Source organism: Chryseobacterium sp. RLHN22, from assembly GCF_051011795.1.
Classification (GTDB): domain Bacteria; phylum Bacteroidota; class Bacteroidia; order Flavobacteriales; family Weeksellaceae; genus Chryseobacterium; species Chryseobacterium zhengzhouense.
The window spans coordinates 14,584-36,151 of sequence record NZ_JBPCHW010000010.1; the positions used below are offsets into that span (position 1 = coordinate 14,584).

Genomic DNA, 21,568 nt, shown 5'->3' on the forward strand with positions numbered 1-21,568 from the left:
GCTTCCCAAATGTACAAATTCCCGAAAAATTGAGCAATTTTTCGGGAATTTTAATTATTATTTAAGAGATATTAGTTAACGCTTAATAAAAACATATAAAGTTTTTTTGCACCTGAAAGTACGTCATTATAATTCTTTTCCTGTACTTCTGCATCAAGAACTTCTTTGAAATTCTTCCACATCGGACCTGTATTTTCACGATAACATCCGAAGAAATTAAAGGTAACCTCATCAAAACCTTCGGTTTTAGAAAGTTGTTTGGCAATCACATTTCCTCCTAAAGTAGAACCTTCAATCACATACATTGCTCCCAAAGCTTCATGTTCATTCTTAAACTCAAGATCAAGAGAAGGTTTTTGATTTTGAAGAGCCAGACTGGAAAGATCCTTCTCAATAAGAGAGAGTTTTTTTCTTTCGCTAAGCTGAAGTTTTTCACTGAACTTATCAGAAAGGCTGTTGAATATTTTATCTTCGCTATGCAGAAGCATCAGATAATTGGTATGGATAATTTTTCTATAATCCTCTAAAGTGAATGTTTTATTAAAAATTTTTTCAGAATTAAAAAGCTTTTCAGCTGCATCGTGATATTCTGCCGTATTTCGTTTTAGATATTCAGATACCATATTTTTTATTTTAAAGTTCGGCAAATTTAGGTTTTTGAAATGTAAGGATAAAGCAAGTACCTTCTGTACTACTCTCGTAATCGACATTTCCGCCCAGCCTGTTCATAATTCTGTGAACGATAGATAACCCTACTCCATTTCCTTTGAATTTTTTCGCATTATCCATCCTGTTGAAAATTTTAAACATTTTATGTTTGTTCTCTTCAGGAATTCCTATTCCGTTATCTTTAATTCTGTAGATAATTTTATCACCGAATTCAGTTCCTTCAATCTCAATAATTGGCTGTTCCTGATCTGAAGAATATTTTACAGCGTTATTAATAATATTTAAAAACACCTGATGCAGCATTGTTTTATCTGCCAAAACATGAGGACATTCTTTAATGACTACTAAACTTTTCTGGCTGTCGTAAGTCATTTTCGCATTTTCAGTAATCTTTTGAATAGTGACAGTAGTTTCAACATTTTCAAGCTGAATTTCACTATGCTTTGCTCGGCTTAGCTGGAGAACATTCTGCATCATTTCTGCCATATTGTCGATCTCGTCAATAATTGAATTGATTTTGTTCTTGTTTTTTTCCGAAGTATCTCCCAAACTATTCAACAACATCTGAGCATTCAGTTTCATTACGGTAAGCGGAGTGCCGAGATCGTGCGAAATGGTGTAAGAAAAGCTATCTAACTCTTCATTCACTTTTTTCAGCTGATCATTAAGTTTTTTTATGGTAATGTACTGTTTGTGGGAAGTCTCAAAAATAAGATCTTTGATTAAATCGACAGCAATGACGTTTTTAGAACTCCATCTCTTAGAGCTTCCTCTGATATTTTCAGTAAAAACCTGAAAAGAAGTTCGTGGAGAATAGTATTGTATTTCCACACCGTCTTTGGAAATTACATCAATATTCTTTTCCGGATTTCCAGCCCAGTTGATATGTTCGTCAAATTCTCTTCTAAACCACATCAGAACCTCTTTTTTGCTTCTTTCAATGAAATAAATAATAATTCCTGCCGCCTCGGAACCTAAATTGAGCTCTCTACCGTGGTCTTTTAAAAAGCTATTGCTTACAAATATATTTTCTACCGTGTTCTGATATGCCCAATCAACAATTTTATCAATCGTTTCTTTAGCAGGAGTCATCCCGTCGGTTACCATATCATGATCTGAAATAATAACCAGACCATCAGCTTTGGGCATTATTCTCAGTTCAGATTTATTGGCATCCAGAGATTCAAAAAGACTTCCGTATTTTAAGAATTCAGATTTCAGACGACTCAACTTTTCGTTGAGATCAAGCCTGTATTCAAGTTCTTTTTTAGCTTTAAAAGAAGAATAGGCATTGGACGCCAAAACTGTGAAAATTCCTGACTGTACGCGATCTTCAAGATCAATATGTTTCGGCTCAGAATTCTGGCAGGTTACCAATCCCCAAAGCTGATCGTCAATAATAATCGAAATACTGAAACTGGATGACGCTCCTGAGTTTTTCACATATTGTCCATGAATCGGCGACATTGCTCTTGTAGCAGTAAAGGTGAGATCGATATTTGCTTCGGTAAGACTCAGAAGGCGAACCGGCTCTGAATGTACATTAGAAAATATTCTCTTTCTTTTTTTTCTGTACAATTCACGGGCCTGTCTTGGGATATCGTGTTCGGGATAGTGAAGCCCCATATAGCTTTCCAGATGATTATTGGCTTTTTCGGCAATTACTTTACCTGACCCATCATCCATAAATTTATAAACCATGATCCGGTCATAGTTTATTATATTGAAGAGTGTATTAAGAAGCTGATCCCAGATTTCCTGCTCGTTATCAATAATGTAGAAATTATCATATTTATTGGTAATACGTTTCCGATGGTTTTCTAAAACTGCTTCAAACTCAAGAAATATATAATTATTGGCACGGAAAACCGAAAAATGATATTCTCTAGCGTTCAGAATAATTTTATCAAAATATGTTTCGTTTTCTCTTCTTGAAAGAAAATCTGAATTGCTAAAGATCTCAGAGCTTATCACACTGTGAAAAATTTCCGGGAATTGTGATAGCTTTTTCCCGAATAACTCTGTCGTTTTTTTGATATTAAAAATATCAGTAATATTTTCGCTGAAAAAAGAAATGGTAAGAGAAGCTGTGTCAATGCCAATCAGATACCCAAAACTTTGTATATAGCCCGGTATATGGATGGGCTCATCATGACATTCTACAAAATTCATAATAGTCTAAATAAGTTATCAAAGGTAACTAAATTAATACCCGAAACAACCATAATGTGGTATGTAATATAACTTTCACACTAATAATTAACTAAAATTATGATTTATTAAAGTAAAACCCACAATTTAACCATTAAAAACACAACATATAGTTAAAAAATTAAACATTAAATACTTTCAACAAAAGATTATTTATACACTTTATACCTCTACAAAAAGTATAATAATTCACTATTTATACCCATAAACATCAAAGCATTTGCAGCAGAATGCAACCGTATTACTTTACCTTCGTGATTTCGGTTTGAAAACCACGATTTTTAAAAATATATGTATGTTTCTGCTTCAAAGAATCCAAGACATCAATCTGAGATACATTTTCTCCCGATAAATCAAAATTTTCTACGTCAATCATTGCAGGAGAATTGATTTGATTACTTATAATTACAGGGAAACCTGTCTTCCATTTCATATCTCCTTCTATATTTTTGATATTGGTAATTGTTCCGCTTGCGCCGTGATTGGTAAAATATACAGTTGCCTTTCGGTCACTATAATCATTTGTTGTGTTGCTGATCTGTGCTTCTAAGAAAGGAATATTAAAATTGTAAACATTTTCGATATTATAACGTATTCCCGGTTCAAAAAATTCCATCGTAACAGATGGACGATAAAATTCTTCTTGATTTTTAGGAAACATCTTTACGAATTCATCCTTTCTGATGACAAATGTTTTTGCTGAATCTTTCTGTTGTTGATAAAGGTATTTTGCCTGCGAAAAATTTGATTCGGAAAGGAATTCACCCATAATCCTTTTAATGGTTATTTTATTGCCTTCTACTTTTTCGATCTTAAAGCCGTAATTATCAATATCACCATAATAATCAATATCATTGACTACAAAAAACTGTCCTGGATTCGGGTTTTTGATTTCAGATTCCAGAAACTTCAGTTTTTCTGACATTCTGTCTTCCATTTCACGGTGAGAGGTGTATTCAGAATAATATCTTTTCCCAAAATACATTACAGCAAGATAGATGGCTAAAACGGGTAAAATCCAAAGCAGTTTATTCGTTTTAAAACCTGTTCGTTTTTCTTTTACAACATAAGTTTCAGAAAGCGAATCATGCCATCCTCTTTTCGCAAAGAAAGACAATGCATCAAACGGAATATTTCTGCATAAAGTTCTAAGGAAAACAACTGATGAACCCGGCGATTCTGCTTTTGAGTTGACAACTCTCGATTCTGTAAGAAATTTTGCGGGAGTAGAACCAAAAAGAATCTCCGAAACCGGATAATAAATAAAAAAGAATGCAAAAACGATTACATATAAAGACCATCTGCTTCTGAAAAACATTCTAAGGCCTTCGCTTTCCCTAAGTACATCAGACTCCATCAACCAATATCCTAAAGATATGACAAAAGGAATGAGAATAAGAGCCATGATCGTAGCATCCACAATCCAGTGAAAAAAACGCTGCCATTTTCCCGTATCTGTAACGGTAGTTTTTGCTTCTGTTTTAATAATATCAATTTCTTTTTCGCTTTTAATAATCTTTAATATACGGAAACTTAAGTACAGAACTCCAAAAAGCACGACGTAGCTTAACATCAGATAAAAAACCTGCTTAGACGTTATATTTTCCCATTGTATAATAAAAACTTTATAGAATGTGCTCTGCAGCAATAAAATAATAGCCTCTAAAAATATCACCGAAAAAACAAAACCCACAAAACGGGTTTCTTTGCCTTTTGTACGGATAAACTGTAGTCCTCCGATAAAAAGAAGAACATAAAAGATGAAATTCCAGATATCAGAGTGCTCAAACTTGTTCGTAAAACTGAGATTAAGCGTTGTGAAAGAAAATAAAATCTGAAAAATATCGGGAACTGTATTAAATTGTGAAGCTCCCTTCCAAACTCCGTAAAAAGAAAACAGGCAGCTAATAATGCCGATAACAGATATAGCCATCGCGGTGATGGCTATAAGTTTGTAGTTTTTTCCCATGTTATTTTTAAGTTATTAGTTTTTTTGATTATTCTTGTTTTTACACCTCTTTATCAAAATAAAGCATGTAATATTTTCCCTTTTCATCCTGACCCTGCTCCAGCATTTTTCGGTCACCGTGGATGTAAATATGAAAGTTTTTGTCTAATTTAATGATACTTTTGAAATGGCGCTGTGTTTTTTTTACGGCCGCTTCACTGATCGGGAATTCTTCGGCAATGTTAATCTGCATATCCTGCTCATAATCGGTTTTAAAATTATTAAAACTCTCGATCACATGCTCGTCTCCCAAAACTTCGGTTGCAAATTCATCCAGCTTAAATTCTTCTTTTTCCTTAAAAAAATTAATCGATTTATTTAAAAAATCTGCCTGATCCGCCTTTGAAACCTCAAATTCCTGCGGAAGCTGCTTTGTGATATAATCTTTGTACACCATCAAAGCTTCCTGTGTATGAAAATATTCATCGTCACGCTGTTTTACTTTCAGGAAATCCTCAAACCAGTAATACATATCACCGTTTTTATTGTTGTCAACTACCGAAAGCACATAGCCGCTTTCTTTATTGTTATTATAGATCAGAGCAGCTTTATCAATTTTTGAAAGGCTGATTCCCTGATCTTTCTCCAATTCAAAAGTTTCGTTTTGAGGGAATATTTTTAAGAATGATTCTCTTTTTTCTGTTTTAAAAATTCCTATTTTATCAACTTTTTCATCACCCTCTCTTTCATCTTCAAAGAAAACAATAAATAATTCTCCACCCTGAACACGCGGATTTTCTGCTGCCTCGAAAAGATGCTTCGCTATATTTTCAGCTTCCCAAAGAAATTTGGCCTTGTCGTCAAAAATTTCAGAAACCGAACTGAAAACCGGATTATTGACCAAATAAGAATCGCTGTAAAACTGGTAAGTTTCTTCCGTTTTAAAAGAGCCTAAAAAATAATTTTCAAGCATTTCTACCGTTCCTTCATCGAGCTGAAGCTCTTCCTGTGAAAGTATAAGTGATTCTCCGTTGATTTTATTTCCGACTCTGTGGACTACAATTTTTGTAAACATCGCTGATTTTTTTATGGATTGCAAATATATTTATTCTGAAATTTAAAAAAAGGAAATTCTTTTTTTCTTTAGAGATCAATTTAAAAAATATCAAAAATCCGGAAATGAAATTTTCATTACATTTTTAAAGCATTTCATTACATAAAACCTCAAATTTCCCAAAACAATTAGCATTAATAATCAACTATTTAGAAAAACCAAAAATAAAACAAAATCCATTCAAACCTCGATGAATAAAGAAAAAATACAAATTCACTAAACAGTGTATAAAAAAATAGACAAATAAAATATTTAATCTGAAAAACCTTTGCTTTGGTACAGTTTTAGCTGAAATAAGAATGTTTTGAAAACTATTTAAAAATGAAGAATATTGAGAAGAAAGTAATTAATGAAAGTGGAGCAATTGAACATTTGAAAGTATTCTACCCTTCTTTACAAAAGGAAATTGTGCAACTTTCCGCACAAAACAATTTTGCAGGAATTATCCAAACAACTGTTGATCACCTGAAAAACCTTTTAAAGGAATCAAAAATTAATATTGTAAACCATAACATCAAAATGATGGACTGGCTCTATCGAAACGGAACGAAAAACGTAAAGCAAATTATTGAAAATCTTTTTGTAAGATCTTTCAGAAGCTTTAAAAAACAAACCGATACCAATCAGTGGAATCTACTATATCAATATATGCCCGTAAGTTTTCAGAGAATTTACGTAAAGCAGAACAAAATGGATGAAGTATTATTCAAAAGACACTAAATCACATTATATATCACGAAAAATCCCGGGGCAATTACGCTTCGGGATTTTCTATTTTTATTTGAAAATATTTTAATGCTTTAAAAAGCTTCAATTTTCAAATTTTTTGTTGAAAAATAATATTGTGAATTGTAATAAATAATTATTTTTAAAACAAAAGTATTATAAATCATTAATCAGAAGTTTCTGACAATTGTTTATCCAAAGAAACTTATCAATAAAAATCCCCAAACTTTCGCTTGGGGATTAATTTATAGATTGATTATTCTTACTTCACTTCTTCGAAGTCTGCATCCTGTACATCTTCTGCACCTCCCGCATTTCCAGCATTTTGAGCGCCTGCATCAGCTCCAGGTTGTTGACCAGCTGCATACAATTCTTCTGAAGCTGCCATCCAAGCCGCATCTAAAGCTTCTGTTTTAGCTTTTACGTCGTCTACATTTTTAGCTTCGAAAGCTGTTTTCAATTCCGCGTGAGCTGCTTCGATAGCTGCTTTTTTGTCAGCAGAAAGTTTTTCACCGAATTCTTTCAATTGTTTTTCAGTCTGGAAGATCAATCCGTCTGCTTTGTTGAAGATTTCAACTTCTTCTTTTTTCTTAGCATCTGCTGCAGAGTTTTCCTGAGCTTCTTTCTTCATTCTTTCGATTTCTTCGTCAGAAAGACCTGAAGATGCCTGGATTTTGATAGACTGCTCTTTACCGGTTCCTTTATCTTTAGCAGAAACACTTAGAATACCATTCGCATCAATATCGAAAGTAACTTCGATTTGAGGAACTCCTCTTGGTGCTGGTGGAATATCTGTAAGGTCAAATCTACCGATCTCTTTGTTGTCGTTGAACATTGGTCTTTCACCCTGTCCTACTCTGATGCTTACAGCCGGCTGGTTGTCAGAAGCTGTAGAGAATACTTCAGATTTTTTAGTTGGGATCGTAGTGTTTGCTTCAATTAATTTAGTGAAAACAGAACCCATAGTTTCGATACCTAAAGAAAGTGGCGTAACATCTAATAAAAGAACGTCTTTTACATCACCTGTCAATACACCTCCCTGAATCGCTGCACCAATTGCTACAACCTCATCTGGATTCACTCCTTTTGAAGGTTTTTTACCGAAGAATTTTTCAACTTCTTCCTGGATGATCGGGATTCTTGTAGAACCACCTACCAAGATTACTTCGTCGATATCTGAAGTTGATAAACCTGCATCTTTCAACGCTTTAGCAACTGGCTCCATAGATCTTCTTACAAGATCAGCAGATAACTGCTCGAATTTAGCTTTAGTTAAAGTCTTCACTAAATGTTTTGGACCTGTAGCTGTAGCTGTAATATATGGAAGGTTGATTTCAGTTTGAGGAGAAGAAGATAATTCGATTTTTGCTTTTTCAGCAGCTTCTTTCAATCTTTGTAATGCAATTGCATCAGCTTTTAAGTCAACACCTTCTTCAGCTTTGAACTCGTCTGCCATCCAGTTGATGATCACATCATCAAAATCGTCACCTCCCAAGTGTGTATCACCGTTTGTAGACAATACTTCGAATACACCGTCTCCCAAATCAAGGATAGAGATATCGAAAGTACCACCACCAAGGTCATATACAGCGATTTTCTGATCTTTATGGTTTTTATCAAGACCGTAAGCTAACGCTGCAGCAGTAGGTTCGTTGATAATTCTTTCTACTTTAAGGCCAGCAATTTCACCAGCTTCTTTAGTAGCCTGTCTTTGAGCATCATTAAAGTATGCAGGAACAGTGATTACCGCTCTTGTTACTTCCTGACCAAGATAATCTTCAGCAGTTTTCTTCATTTTCTGAAGCGTCATTGCAGAAATTTCCTGTGGTGTATATTCTCTGTCGTCAATTTTTACTTTTACCGTATCGTTTGGTCCGGATACTACTTTATAAGGTACTCTTGAGATTTCAGAAGCATCATCTTTGAAGTGCGTTCCGATAAATCTTTTGATAGAATAAACCGTTTTTGTAGGGTTTGTTACCGCCTGTCTTTTTGCAGGATCTCCTACCTTTCTCTCACCATCTTCTGTAAATGCTACGATAGACGGCGTCGTTCTTTTGCCTTCTGCGTTAGGGATAACAACAGGGTCTTTACCTTCCATTACTGCAACGCAAGAGTTTGTTGTTCCTAAGTCAATTCCAATTATTTTACTCATAATATTTATATTTTTTCTAATTTTTAAATTTTAATTTACAATCTCATTTTCTCAATATTTGTACCATTGAATGTTTTATGACAAATTGACAGACTCAGCCCTATTGCTAAACTTTATGTGAAAATATTTTCCTGTCTGAATCATTTTGCTTTAACTAAAAATTTAATTAAGAATTAACTTTAAATCCCGTCGATCGAAGAGTTTTATTAGTATTTTTGATAAATTTTACACAAATATGTCATTACATTTTAATCCCAGAGATATTACATGGTTATCATTCAACGAAAGAGTTTTACAGGAAGCAATGGACGAAAATGTGCCGCTTCATCTCAGAATTCGTTTTCTCGGGATTTTCTCTAATAATCTGGATGAGTTTTTCAGAGTACGGGTTGCGGGTTTAAAACGCGCTATGGATTTTAAAGAAAAGGTACTTGCCGAATCTTTTTACCAGCCACCTTCGAAGATTCTTCAAAAAATAAATGATATTGTGATTAAACAACAGCATGATTTTGACAGAACCTGGAAAAAAATTCAGAGTGAAATGGCAGAACATCATGTTTATATAAAAACTTCAAAAAATTTAAGCTCAAAGCAAAAAGAATTTGTAAGACAGTATTTTGATGAAGTGGTAGAAGCCAATGTCATTCCGATCCTTTTGCACGAAAACACTCCTATGCCATATATGAGAGACAAAAGTTTGTATCTGGGTGTTGCAATGAGAAAAAAAGACTGGAATTATCACAGCAATTATGCCATTATAGAAATTCCGTCCCGTTTTGTGGGGAGATTTGTTCTTTTACCGACAGAAGATCCAGAAGAGAAAAACGTAATGCTTCTGGAAGATGTAATAACGTTCAATCTGCCACATATTTTCTCTTATTTCGGGTATGATGAGTTTGCTGCAAATGCATTTAAAGTAACCAAAGATGCCGAAATGGACATTGATAACGACATCAAAACCAATCTGGCAGAAAAAATAGAAAAAGGATTAAAGAATCGGAGAAAAGGAAAACCAACAAGATTCGTATTTGACAAGGATATGGATAAAGCTTTACTTGAACTTCTCATCCGTAAATTAAATTTAAGTAAAAAAGACAGCATTATTCCGGGCGGAAAAATTCACAATTTCAAACACTTTATGGATTTCCCTGATGTTTTTGAAAAGTATGAAAGACCCGTAGAAAGAACTTCTTTTACACATCAGGCTTTTGAACATGGCGAGAGAGTAACAGATGTTATTTTAAAACATGATGTTCTCCTAACTTTCCCTTACCATACTTATACTCCGGTAATCGACCTTCTTCGTGAAGCGGCAATGGATCCTGATGTCAAATCTATTCAGATCACTGCATATCGTCTCGCCAGCAATTCGAAAATCAGCAATGCATTGATTTACGCTGCCCGAAACGGAAAAGAAGTTACGGTAATGCTGGAACTTCAGGCAAGGTTTGATGAAGAATCTAATCTGATGTGGAAAGAAATGTTTGAGCCTGAAGGAATAACTGTTTTAACGGGAATTCCTGATAAAAAAGTCCATGCAAAACTTTGTGTGATTAAAAAACGCGCCAATAACAAGACAATACAGTATGGTTTTGTGAGCACCGGAAACTTTAATGAAAAAACAGCAAGAATCTACGGCGATCACTTGATTATGACAGCCGACCGTGGCATAATGGCAGATATCAATAAAGTATTTAATGTTCTTAAAAGACCAAAAGATGATTATTTATCAGTTTTAAAAACATGTAAATCTTTAATGGTTTGTCCGCAGTTTATGCGTGAAAAAATCGTTCATCATATTGATAAAGAAATTGATGAAGCCAAAGCAGGAAGAAAAGCAGAGATGATTGTAAAAGCCAACTCGGTAAGTGATCGTGCTCTAATTACCAAATTATACGAAGCCGCTCAATCCGGTGTTGTTATTAAAATGATTGTTCGTGGAATTTACTGTGCTGTCAACCAAAAAGATTTTAAAGAAAAAATAAAAACCATAAGTATTGTCGACGAATATCTGGAACATGCGAGAGTAATGTATTTCTACAATAAAGGGTCTGAAGACATTTATATCTCTTCAGCCGACTGGATGACCAGAAATCTTGACTACAGAATCGAAGCCGCTGCAAAAATCACCGATAAAAATTTAAAAAAAGAGATTAAAGACATTCTGGATATTCAGCTTAGTGATAATGTAAAAGCAAGAATTTTAGATAAAAAGCTTAGCAACGAATATATCAGAAATGATAAAAAGGAATGTCGTTCGCAAATTGAAACTTACCGGTATTTAAAAGCTAAGGCAGGTAAAAAATAGAGTGCAACAGAACGAAGCGTCCTTATACAGAGAATAATTTTCGTAAATTTCGAAATTAAAAAACCACTGATTTAACAACCAGAATTACAATGATCATTGCAGCGATAGACATAGGAAGTAATGCAGCCAGACTTTTAATAAATGAAGTAAAAATTCAGAATGGAAAGCCCGAATTTATTAAGCTTAATCTCTTACGAATTCCCTTAAGGTTGGGGATGGATGTTTTCACACTCGGAAAAATCGGTGAAGAAAGGCAAAAAATGGTCATCGATTCTATGAAAATCTTCAGTGATCTGATGAAAATTTATAAGGTAGAACATTTGCGTGCCTGTGCAACCAGTGCCATGCGTGACGCTGCGAACGGCCAGGAAATCATCAAAAAAGTAAAAGAATCTTCAGGGATTGACATTGAAATTATTTCCGGAGACGAAGAAGCTACTTTAATTTATGAAAACCACGTTGCAGAAGGGCTTGATAAAGACTTTGCGTATCTCTATGTGGATGTTGGTGGCGGTTCTACCGAACTTACGTTCTATGAAAACGGAAAAATGGTTTACGAAAGGTCTTTCAACATCGGAACCATCAGATTATTGAACGATTTAGTAAGCGAAGAGAACTGGAAAGAAATGAAAGAAGAAATCCGAAAGAATATCAACAGCAAGAAACCTATTGTTGCGATCGGTTCGGGTGGAAACATCAACAAAGCTTTTTCGATGAGCAAGACCAAAGACGGAAAACCGATGTCTGCAACGTATCTGAAGAAGATTTACAAAGAAATCAACGCACTTACCGTAGATGAAAGGATGAGTAAATACAATTTACGCCAAGATCGTGCAGACGTTTTGGGACATGCTTTGAAAATCTACAACAACGTAATGACCTGGTCTGAAATCAGCAGAATTTTTGTTCCTAAAATCTCGGTTGCGGATGGTTTGATACATAATATTTATGATAAAGTTTCAAAGAAAAAATAATTAAATCATTATTTTCAGAATATAAGACAAATTGATCAATATCAGTTTGTCTTTTTTTATTTAATAAATATTTAAAAAATAGCATCAGATGAGAAGTAATTATTAATCATTTCTTAAAATTCCCTTAAAATCCTCACAACGTACAATCTTCATTTTTGCAACAATCTAAATTAATAAAAATGAAGAACAAATACCTTTTGAGAGGACTTTTGCCTATTGCCGCTTTATTTCATGGCGCAGTCTCTGGCCAAAACACTTTACTACACTATTGGAACTTCAACAATAACACATCTGTTGCCGCAATTACAGCACCAACTTCCACACTTCTTAACGGTTCTATAACTGCTGCATCAACAGGAACTGGAAGCAACGACACTTTCATTGATTTTGCAGGAGGTACAGGTCAGAATTTCAATATAGATAATTTTAATGCAAGAAACGGAGATGTTCCCGGAACACATTTAAGATACAATTATCCGATCAACGGAAATATTCAGTTTAATTTACCTACAACCGGTTATAACAATGTTGTGGTAAAATTCACGACAAGAAGATCAGGTTCCGGAGCGGGAACTCAGACTTGGTCTTATTCTTTAGACGGAATAACTTACACAACATACCAAACCGTATCTCCGCAAGATGCAAATCCACAATTGGTTATTTTTGATTTTTCAAATATTTCAGGAGTTTCGAATAATCCGAATTTCAAACTTAAAGTTGAGTTTACACAGGGAACAGGAGGCACAGTCGGAAATAACAGATTTGACAACTTCACAGTAGATGCAACATCAATCGGCGGAGTTGATACGACTCCACCAACAGCGATTTATGCTCCGGCAAACAATGTAAATAACGCTTCTACAACGATAAATCCTACCATTACCTTTAATGAAAACGTAAGATTGATTGACAACTCTGCGATTACTGCTGCAAATGCTCAAAATCTTGTAGAATTGAGACTGAACAATGCAACAGGAACAGCCGTTCCGTTTACAACAACGTTTGCAAATAATGCGATTACGGTAACTCCTACTACGGCTTTGCTTCCGAGTCAGACTTATTATTTAGCTTTAAAACCAAACATGGTTGAAGACACAAGTGATAATGCAGTGACAACAACTACGTCAAGTACTTTCACGACGGCAGGAACAAGCATCTCTTTAGATAAAACTTTAATTAAAGTCAATGAAAATGCGGGAACTTTAGCATTTAAAATCAATGTTAATAATCCTTCGAACGCAACGATAAATTTAGTGGCAAAAACTGCTTACGGGACTGCAAACACAAGTGATTATACATTCACAAGCCAAACCACCAACATTACACCAACGACAACGAGTGTTACGGTAAATATTCCGATCATTGACGATACAGCAGCAGAACAACAGGCTGAATATTTTGTTTTAAGTCTTGAAAATCCTGTAGGAACGACGATTACGGGAGATACTTCTTCTACCGTTTATATTATTGATAACGACAAAACAGCTCCTGTTCCTTCTAACCAGATTCAGTTGAATTATGTCGGAAGTTTTGATCCTTCAAGCAATAATACGAGTTCGACCGAAATTGTAGTTCATGACGCAGCAACTCAGAGATTGTTTACCATCAGTTCTTTGACGGATGTTTTTGATATTATTAATTTCTCAAACCCGGCACAACCATCAGTTATTCAGACTGTAGATATGGCTCCTTACGGTGGAATCACAAGCATCGCCGTGAAAAACGGAATTGTTGCAGTAGCTTCTCCAAACGCAACCAACCCACAAGGAAGCGGAAAAGTAGTATTTTTTGACACTAACGGAGCTTATCTAAAGCAGGTTGAAGTAGGTGTTTTACCGGATATGGTTACTTTCACACCAGACGGAACAAAAGTAATGACTGCCAATGAAGGCGAACCAAATGATGCTTACACCGTAGATCCTGAAGGTTCAATCTCTATCATTAATATTTCAGGTGGAATTCCGGCTTTAACGCAATCGAATGTAACGACACTTTCTTTCACAGGATATAATGCTCAGGAAGCTGCATTCATCGCTTCAGGCGGAAGAAAAGTAAAATCAACGAGTACTTTAGCGCAGGATTTGGAGCCTGAATACATTTCAATCAGCGCAGATAGCCAGAAAGCATGGGTTTCTTGTCAGGAAAACAACGGAATTATTGAGGTTAATTTAGCCAATAATACTTTAGGAAACATTTGGGGATTAGGCAAAAAAGACATGAGTCTTCCAGGAAATGGTTTTGATGCTTCAGACAACAATAGCGAAGTTTTAATTGCCAACTGGCCTGTAAAAACGTATTACAATCCTGATGCAATGGCTTCTTTCAAAATTGGAAACACCAATTATCTGGTTACAGCCAATGAAGGAGATGAAAAAGATTTAGGCGGATTCAGCGAAAGAACAACTGTTGGAGCCAACGGATATACTTTAGATTCAGCCATTTTCCCGAATGCTTCTATTCTGAAAGCTTCACATAATTTAGGAAGATTCAGAGTGACCAATGTGAACGGAAATACAGACGGTGATGCAGATTTTGAAGAAATCAATGCTTTAGGAGCGAGATCATTCTCGATTTTCAATGCCGATACAAAACAACTCGTTTATGACAGTGGAGATCAGTTTGAAAGATATATTGCAGCCAATCATCCATTAATTTTCAATGCCGATAACGAAGCAAACGGAGCAAAAAGCAGAAGCCGCGCTAAAGGTCCTGAACCGGAAGGCGTAACGTTAGGAAAAATCGGAACTCAGACTTTTGCATTCATCACTTTGGAAAGAACAGGAGGTGTCATGGTTTATAACGTAACCGACCCAAATAATGTAACATTTACCGATTACAAGCATTCAAGAATGACTTCTGCATTCGGCGGAGACAATGGTCCTGAAGGAATTACTTATATCGCACCGGAAAACATTACCAATAATCCAAGTGGAAAAGGTTATGTAGTCGTTGCCAACGAAATCAGTGGTACACTTTCGATTTACGATATCACGATGCCTGCAAACCTATCTACAGGAGAAGTGAAAACCGAAAAAGCAACTTTCAACATCTTCCCGAATCCTGTAAACAAAGGAAATACAATGTACTTTAACAGAGCAATGGGTTACGAATTGTATGACATGAGCGGAAAAATTCTTGGAAAAGAGAAAAACGCTTTAACCATTGATACTTCAAAACTGAACACCGGAGTTTATTTAATCAAAACTTCAGAAGGAGAAGTAAAGAGAGTCATCGTGAAATAATTTTTTTTCTTAATAATTTACACTTGAAGCCTCGGAATTTTTCGGGGCTTTTTTTGGGTCTGGAAATTCACTAATTTTACCTTGAAACTATTATCGAAATACAAATGAACGAATCGGAAGTCTCAAAATTATTTGAAAGGGCATATAAAGCAAAGACCAATAATAATTATTGGAATCAGATATTTGAACTTAGAAAAGTTGTCACACCAGAAATGATTTCAAAATGTTTTTCGCTTATTGATTCTGATGATTTAAAATTTCAGGAAATTGGAATTGATGTTTTATCACAACTTGGAGAAGACAGAAAAAGTTCTACACCAAAATTGCTTGATAAAATCTTTGGATTTTTTGAAACTTCTACCGATGAAAAATTAATTTCTAAAAGCTTGTTTGCAATTGGTCACAACAACAAGTATATTCGAAATAAACATTTCAGTGTTTTAGAAAAATTCAAAAGTTCTAATTCTACAGATATTCGATATGCTTTAACTTTTTCATTACTTGGAATTAAAAGAAATGGAGCAATAAAAATACTTATAGAATTAGCAAATGATAAAAGTCTAAGAATACGTGATTGGGCAACTTTCGGCTTAGGAACACAAATAGAAACTGACACTAAAGAAATAAGAGATATTCTGTATAAAAATTCTTTATCAAAGAATGACCAAATCAGACAAGAAGCTATAAAGGGACTTGCAAATCGAAATGATGAAAGAGTTGAAGAGTTAATATTATCTGAACTTCATAAGGAAAATTTTGACACCTTGTTTTTTGATACTTTGCTCAACATTAAAAATAGTGAACAATACCTTCCAATGATAATTCACATTTATGAAAAATACAAAAAAGACCAAACCATTAATTTTGATTGGTTAAATGATTTGAAAGACTGTATTAAAATTTTACAGGATAAATAATTCAAAAACAATAATCATACATTATATGTTTGCATTCTCACTTGACACATCCGACGAACCACAATTTATCTCTCTTATAGAAGACGTCAAAAATCTAGAAAGCAATAAAACTAATTTTGGTTATCGCAAACTGAGATTAATTAATATTGAAAATTTTGAACAGTTAAAATCTGAAATAGAAAAAGAGACTTGTAATTTTAACAATCAAGGCTATGTATATCTTTTAGATCAAAAAAATTCAACCGTTACAGGAACATTCATCAGTAATATTACAATTACGAAATCAAAGAAGAATCATTTCAGCTTAAATGGTTATGTTTGGCATCAACCAAAAGGTTATTACAAAGCTTGGAAAATGAAGGTAAATAGCCAAATAACTAGTAAAAATATTTGGAGAAATTTTGAAAAGGATGAATTACAAGGTTGGTTGGTTTTTGCTTTAAATAATATGATTAATGAATCTTCAAAAGAAAATTTAAATATACAAATTGATGGAAATAACTTTCACAATTTAGATGAATTCTTTTGTAATCTTGGAGAAGAAATCAATGGTATTGCTGGTTATTTTGGGAGAAACATTCCGGCACTTTATGATTGCTTGAGAGGAGATTTTGGAGTTAAATCGATTGAAGAATTAACTTGGAAAAATCATCAAAAAAGTAAAAAGCTTTTTAAAACCAAGTTCCATAAAATTCTACAGATATTCGAAGAGTTTAATGTTAAAATAAACCTACAATAAATTTTGGCTAAAGCCATTGGATTTTTCAATTTTTAAAACGGGCTAAAGCCCGTTTCTATTGAATATCACTAAATTTAAACTTTGATTAATTAAAAATAAAAAAAGACAGACCCTAAAAGTCTGTCTTCAAAAAATATATCGTCTTATTTTTTACTCTACATTTACTACCTTTTCAATTTCAGGAGCATGTTGTTTGATGGTGTTTTCAACACCTAATTTCAAAGTTGAGAAATTAAGAGAACAACCTGAACAGTTTCCTAAAAGTTTTACAAAAACAGTATTATCTTTTACATCCAAAAGCTCAATATCACCGCCGTCTTTATTCAGAAACGGACGAATGCTTTCCAGAGCTTCCATTACTCGGGTTACAGTGTCTTCGTGTGTTATATTTGTCTCCATATTTGGGTTTGGTTTTCAAAAATATTTTTGAAATTAATTAAATTATTTTTTTGGTGAGCAACCTGCCATTGTCGTGATCTTCACCGCTTCAGTCGGAGGAAGAAACTTATTTCTTTCCACTAAACTTTCTACCATTTTCTTGGCAGTTTCAGTATAAATCTCAGCAATTTTAGAACCTTCCTGAAGCGCTGCAGGTCTTCCTACATCTCCCGCTTCTCTGATGCTTTGGATTAAAGGAATTTCTCCTAAAACAGGAATATTTAAATCCTCTGCTAAATATTGTGCTCCCTGGTTTCCAAAGATATAATATTTATTGTCAGGTAATTCTTCCGGTGTAAAATACGCCATATTTTCCACTAATCCAAGAACAGGAATGTTAATACTTTCCATCTGGAACATGGCGATTCCTTTTCTAACGTCTGCTAAAGCAACGTGTTGAGGTGTACTTACAATCACCGCTCCCGTTACCGGAACTTCCTGAATAATTGATAAATGAATATCTCCAGTTCCCGGAGGAAGGTCGATTAATAAGAAATCAAGTTCGCCCCAAGCTGCATCTCTGATCATTTGGTTTAAAGCTTTCGAAGCCATTGGTCCTCTCCAGACCACTGCCTGATTCGCTCCTGAGAAATACCCGATAGATAGCATTTTAACACCGTAATTTTCGATAGGTTTCATCAAGCTCTTTCCATTTACATCAACAGAAATCGGTTTTTGCCCTTCTGTATCAAACATGGTAGGAACAGACGGCCCGTAAATATCGGCATCCAATAAGCCTACTTTAAAGCCCATTTTTGCTAAAGTTACCGCAAGGTTTGCTGAAACGGTAGACTTTCCTACTCCGCCTTTTCCCGATGCAATGGCAATAATATTCTGAATTCCGGGAATTTGTTTTCCTTTAATCTGGCTTTGCTGAATTTCACTTGGTTCCGGAGAAACAATTTTTAGTTTAAGATTAATCTCTTCTCCGAATTCACTTGCAAACGCCTGTTTCATTGCTGCCTCAAGTTTTTTCTTTTCATGCATTGCCGGAGAATGCGCAGTCATATCGATATAAACATCATTTCCCATAAGCTGAAAGTTGGTCACCAAATCGTCTACCTCAATCTCTTTCAGGAAATTCTGAACTTTTTCTTTAGTCAACATAAAAATATAAATTGTCTACAAATTTACGTATTTTTTAGCTATTTAGAATCAATAAACTTACTGATAGATAAATTCTTTTGCTGAAGGAATTTTTGTGTAATTTAGGGCGATTTTAATTTTAATATCCATGAAAAAAATAATATTCGTTCTTTTAGGATTAATTGCTCATAATTCGTTTTCACAAAATTATTCGCAATATGTAAATCCTTTTATTGGAACGGGTGGTCACGGACATACTTTTCCGGGAGCCATCGTACCTTTCGGTATGGTACAACTTTCTCCGGACACGAGAATTGACGGAAGTTGGGACGGTTGCAGCGGTTATCATTATTCCGATTCTGTGATCTACGGATTTTCTCACACCCACTTAAACGGAACCGGAGTTTCTGACTATGGAGACATCATGTTGATGCCTACAATGGGAAAACCGGGATTAACGCCAAAAGAGTATTCATCAAAATTTTCTCATAAAAACGAAAAAGCAACTGCCGGATTTTATTCGGTTAAATTAGACAAACATAATATTGATGTTCGTTTGACGACTACGGCGAGAGTTGGATATCACGAGTATAAATTCAACAAAGCAGGAAATGCCAATATCGTTTTAGATTTAAACCACAGAGACAAACTTCTGGAGGGAGAAGTTAAAATTATTGATAGCAAAACCATAGAAGTTTTCAGGAGAAGTGAAGCCTGGGCAACCAATCAATATATTTATGCAAGAATTGAGTTTTCAAAACCGATGAAAATTTCTGGTAAAACATTCAACGGTAAAAATGAAAACAATACTTTTTCAGGAACTAAATTAGCTTTAGCATTTACCTCAGCGGTAAAAAAAGGAGAAAAAATCAGTGTAAAAGTTGCGATTTCTCCGACCGGTTATGAAGGAGCGGCAAAAAATATGTTGGCTGAAGGAAAATCAAATAATTTTACTGAAATCCAAAATCAGGCGGTTGCGGATTGGAATAAAGAACTTTCGAAAACTGAAGTTAAATCTAATGACAAAGACAAACTGACAGTTTTCTACACGGCGATGTATCATGTTTTCACGCAACCGAATATCAACATGGATGTTGACGGAAAATACCGTGGAAGAGACAACAAATTTTACACAGCAAATAATTTCGGGTATTATTCTGTGTTTTCACTTTGGGATACTTTCAGAGGAGCGCATCCTTTAATGACTTTAATCGACAGAAAAAGAACGGCAGATTTCGTTAATACTTTTATTAAACAACGTGAACAAGGCGGAAGAATTCCTGTTTGGGAATTGGCTTCCAACGAAACCGAATGTATGATTGGTTATCACGGTGTTTCCGTCATTGCAGATGCAATGGCAAAAGGAATTACCGGTTTTGATTACGAAAAAGCTTTTGAGGCCTCAAAAAACTCTGCGATACAGGATATTTTTGGTTTAAATGCTTACAAACAGAAAAATTATATCAGCATTGATGATGAGCACGAAAGTGTTTCAAAAACATTAGAATATGCTTATGACGATTGGTGTATTGCTCAAATGGCGAAAATTTTAAACAAGAAAGAAGATTACGAATATTTCATGAAACGTTCTCAAAACTGGAAAAACCTTTACAATCCAAACAACGGTTTTATGCAGGCTAGAAAGAACGGAAACTGGTACGAACCGTTTGATCCTAATGAAGTCAACAATAATTATACGGAAGGAAATTCTTGGCATTATTCATATTCAGTTCAGCAGGATATTCCGGGATTGATTCAGGCACATGGCGGAAAGGAAAAATTCGAACAGTTTATTGATGCTATTTTCGCTGCTTCTGATAAAACAACAGGAAGAGAACAGGTCGATATCACAGGTTTAATGGGACAATATGCTCAAGGAAACGAGCCGAGTCATCATATCGCTTATCTTTATAATTTCGTTGATAAACCTCAAAAAACCGAAGAAAAAATAAAATATATTCTTGATAATTTCTACAAAAATTCTCCGGATGGCTTGATTGGAAATGAAGATTGCGGACAAATGAGCGCATGGTACATTTTGAGCACAATGGGAATTTATTCGGTAACTCCCGGAAAACCTGAATGGGAAACCGTTACACCTTATTTTGATGAGGTTAAACTACATTTAGAAGATGGAACGACAAGAGTTATCACTAAAAACACTCCGAAAACTGAGCTTAAAACTTTAGGTTTTGAAAATGTAAAAATTGCGAAAGATTTAAAATACACCGAACAAACAGCATCTCCCGTAATTGCTGCAGACAGAATTTTTGATTTTACTACACAAGTAAAAATCACTCCATTGAACGAAAAAGACAAAGTATATTACATGACTTTGGATGAAGGCGATAAAAATGTAAGAAAAACCTTTAAAGTTTACAAAGAACCATTTACCATCAGCAAAACAACAATTGTTTCGACCTACGCAGAAAGGAATGGCGAAAAAAGCGGAATTACAACAGCTAATTTCAACAGAAGACCCAATCATTGGGATGTAGAAATTAATGCAACGGTAAATCCGCAATACACTGCAGGTGGAAAATTAGCAATTATCGACGGGATCAACGGTGATGTAAACTGGAGAAAAGGAGAATGGCAGGGTTATCAGGGACAAACTGTGGAAGCGATTATTGATTTTAAATCTCCACAGCAAATCAACGAAATTTCTTCAACTTATTTACAGGACAGCCGAGCTTGGATTTTAATGCCTAAAGAAGTAGAATATTACGCTTCAATGGACGGAAAAACATTTATCCTTCTGAAAACTTTAGAAAATGATATCGACCCGAAAGACACCAATGTTCAGATAAAAGATTTCAGAACAACGGTTCTTCCAACTGAAGCAAGATATGTAAAAGTAAAAGCTTATCACTTCGGAAAACTTCCGGAATGGCATCAAGGTGCAGGTGGAGAAGCGTATGTTTTTGTAGATGAAATTTCTGTGAAATAGTCAAAAAAATTTAAATTCTATAATTAAACCTCTTTCAACCGAAGGAGGTTTATTTTTTAAATACAATATCCAATGTGGTATTTATTTCTTA

At 34.6% G+C, this 21,568-nt stretch carries 14 protein-coding genes; 7 read left to right on the plus strand and 7 right to left on the minus strand.

What is annotated here, in order from left to right:
• Positions 1 to 71: 71 nt before the first annotated feature.
• The 4 genes from ACR1PN_RS11500 to ACR1PN_RS11515 form a co-directional block, all read right to left on the minus strand.
• Positions 72 to 623, minus strand: a complete 552-nt coding sequence (locus ACR1PN_RS11500) for a biliverdin-producing heme oxygenase (RefSeq protein ID WP_433980149.1) — start codon at positions 621 to 623, stop codon at positions 72 to 74.
• Positions 624 to 633: 10 nt separating this feature from the next.
• Positions 634 to 2,841: an ATP-binding protein gene (locus ACR1PN_RS11505; RefSeq protein ID WP_433980150.1), complete on the minus strand. Its 2,208-nt coding sequence runs from the start codon at positions 2,839 to 2,841 to the stop codon at positions 634 to 636.
• Between the two features lie 280 nt (positions 2,842 to 3,121).
• Entirely contained in the window at positions 3,122 to 4,849 is a 1,728-nt protein-coding gene (locus ACR1PN_RS11510; RefSeq protein ID WP_433980151.1) for an RDD family protein, read from the minus strand.
• Positions 4,850 to 4,889: 40 nt separating this feature from the next.
• On the minus strand, positions 4,890 to 5,903 hold the full coding sequence (locus ACR1PN_RS11515; RefSeq protein ID WP_378180080.1) for a nucleoid-associated protein: 1,014 nt from the start codon (positions 5,901 to 5,903) through the stop codon (positions 4,890 to 4,892).
• A 360-nt stretch (positions 5,904 to 6,263) separates the two neighbouring features.
• Between ACR1PN_RS11515 and ACR1PN_RS11520 the strand changes: the two genes are divergently transcribed.
• Positions 6,264 to 6,662 (plus strand): DUF7674 family protein, encoded by a 399-nt coding sequence (locus ACR1PN_RS11520; protein WP_433980152.1) that lies wholly within the window; start codon positions 6,264 to 6,266, stop codon positions 6,660 to 6,662.
• Between the two features lie 268 nt (positions 6,663 to 6,930).
• Here ACR1PN_RS11520 and dnaK read toward each other — a convergent pair whose 3' ends face one another.
• Entirely contained in the window at positions 6,931 to 8,823 is a 1,893-nt protein-coding gene (gene dnaK, locus ACR1PN_RS11525; RefSeq protein WP_433980153.1) for a molecular chaperone DnaK, read from the minus strand.
• A gap of 235 nt (positions 8,824 to 9,058) precedes the next feature.
• Between dnaK and ppk1 the strand changes: the two genes are divergently transcribed.
• From ppk1 to ACR1PN_RS11550, 5 genes are all read left to right on the plus strand, one after another.
• Positions 9,059 to 11,131 (plus strand): polyphosphate kinase 1, encoded by a 2,073-nt coding sequence (gene ppk1 / locus ACR1PN_RS11530; protein WP_433980154.1) that lies wholly within the window; start codon positions 9,059 to 9,061, stop codon positions 11,129 to 11,131.
• An 89-nt stretch (positions 11,132 to 11,220) separates the two neighbouring features.
• Entirely contained in the window at positions 11,221 to 12,105 is an 885-nt protein-coding gene (locus tag ACR1PN_RS11535) for an exopolyphosphatase (RefSeq protein WP_433980155.1), read from the plus strand.
• Positions 12,106 to 12,284: 179 nt separating this feature from the next.
• Complete coding sequence (locus tag ACR1PN_RS11540) at positions 12,285 to 15,347, plus strand: choice-of-anchor I family protein (protein WP_433980156.1); 3,063 nt, start codon at positions 12,285 to 12,287, stop codon at positions 15,345 to 15,347.
• 104 nt (positions 15,348 to 15,451) lie between these two features.
• Positions 15,452 to 16,264 (plus strand): hypothetical protein, encoded by an 813-nt coding sequence (locus ACR1PN_RS11545; protein ID WP_433980157.1) that lies wholly within the window; start codon positions 15,452 to 15,454, stop codon positions 16,262 to 16,264.
• Positions 16,265 to 16,289: 25 nt separating this feature from the next.
• On the plus strand, positions 16,290 to 17,003 hold the full coding sequence (locus tag ACR1PN_RS11550; protein WP_433980158.1) for a barstar family protein: 714 nt from the start codon (positions 16,290 to 16,292) through the stop codon (positions 17,001 to 17,003).
• 150 nt (positions 17,004 to 17,153) lie between these two features.
• Here ACR1PN_RS11550 and ACR1PN_RS11555 read toward each other — a convergent pair whose 3' ends face one another.
• Entirely contained in the window at positions 17,154 to 17,402 is a 249-nt protein-coding gene (locus ACR1PN_RS11555; RefSeq protein WP_051882657.1) for a NifU family protein, read from the minus strand.
• Between the two features lie 42 nt (positions 17,403 to 17,444).
• Positions 17,445 to 18,548, minus strand: a complete 1,104-nt coding sequence (locus ACR1PN_RS11560) for an Mrp/NBP35 family ATP-binding protein (RefSeq protein WP_433980159.1) — start codon at positions 18,546 to 18,548, stop codon at positions 17,445 to 17,447.
• A 127-nt stretch (positions 18,549 to 18,675) separates the two neighbouring features.
• On the opposite strand from ACR1PN_RS11560, the gene ACR1PN_RS11565 reads away from it, so the two are divergent.
• A complete protein-coding gene (locus ACR1PN_RS11565; RefSeq protein ID WP_433980160.1) occupies positions 18,676 to 21,477 on the plus strand; it encodes a GH92 family glycosyl hydrolase in 2,802 nt (933 codons plus the stop codon).
• Positions 21,478 to 21,568 lie beyond the last annotated feature (91 nt).

Bases quoted from the DNA above. Each gene is read 5' to 3' on its own strand.
- ACR1PN_RS11555 (WP_051882657.1), bottom strand. From the start codon at position 17,402: ATGGAGACAAATATAACACACGAAGACACTGTAACCCGAGTAATGGAA.
- ACR1PN_RS11520 (WP_433980152.1), top strand. From the start codon at position 6,264: ATGAAGAATATTGAGAAGAAAGTAATTAATGAAAGTGGAGCAATTGAA.
- ppk1 (WP_433980154.1), top strand. From the start codon at position 9,059: ATGTCATTACATTTTAATCCCAGAGATATTACATGGTTATCATTCAAC.
- ACR1PN_RS11545 (WP_433980157.1), top strand. From the start codon at position 15,452: ATGAACGAATCGGAAGTCTCAAAATTATTTGAAAGGGCATATAAAGCA.
- ACR1PN_RS11565 (WP_433980160.1), top strand. From the start codon at position 18,676: ATGAAAAAAATAATATTCGTTCTTTTAGGATTAATTGCTCATAATTCG.
- ACR1PN_RS11505 (WP_433980150.1), bottom strand. From the start codon at position 2,841: ATGAATTTTGTAGAATGTCATGATGAGCCCATCCATATACCGGGCTAT.
- ACR1PN_RS11550 (WP_433980158.1), top strand. From the start codon at position 16,290: ATGTTTGCATTCTCACTTGACACATCCGACGAACCACAATTTATCTCT.
- ACR1PN_RS11540 (WP_433980156.1), top strand. From the start codon at position 12,285: ATGAAGAACAAATACCTTTTGAGAGGACTTTTGCCTATTGCCGCTTTA.
- ACR1PN_RS11500 (WP_433980149.1), bottom strand. From the start codon at position 623: ATGGTATCTGAATATCTAAAACGAAATACGGCAGAATATCACGATGCA.
- ACR1PN_RS11535 (WP_433980155.1), top strand. From the start codon at position 11,221: ATGATCATTGCAGCGATAGACATAGGAAGTAATGCAGCCAGACTTTTA.
- ACR1PN_RS11515 (WP_378180080.1), bottom strand. From the start codon at position 5,903: ATGTTTACAAAAATTGTAGTCCACAGAGTCGGAAATAAAATCAACGGA.
- ACR1PN_RS11510 (WP_433980151.1), bottom strand. From the start codon at position 4,849: ATGGGAAAAAACTACAAACTTATAGCCATCACCGCGATGGCTATATCT.
- dnaK (WP_433980153.1), bottom strand. From the start codon at position 8,823: ATGAGTAAAATAATTGGAATTGACTTAGGAACAACAAACTCTTGCGTT.
- ACR1PN_RS11560 (WP_433980159.1), bottom strand. From the start codon at position 18,548: ATGTTGACTAAAGAAAAAGTTCAGAATTTCCTGAAAGAGATTGAGGTA.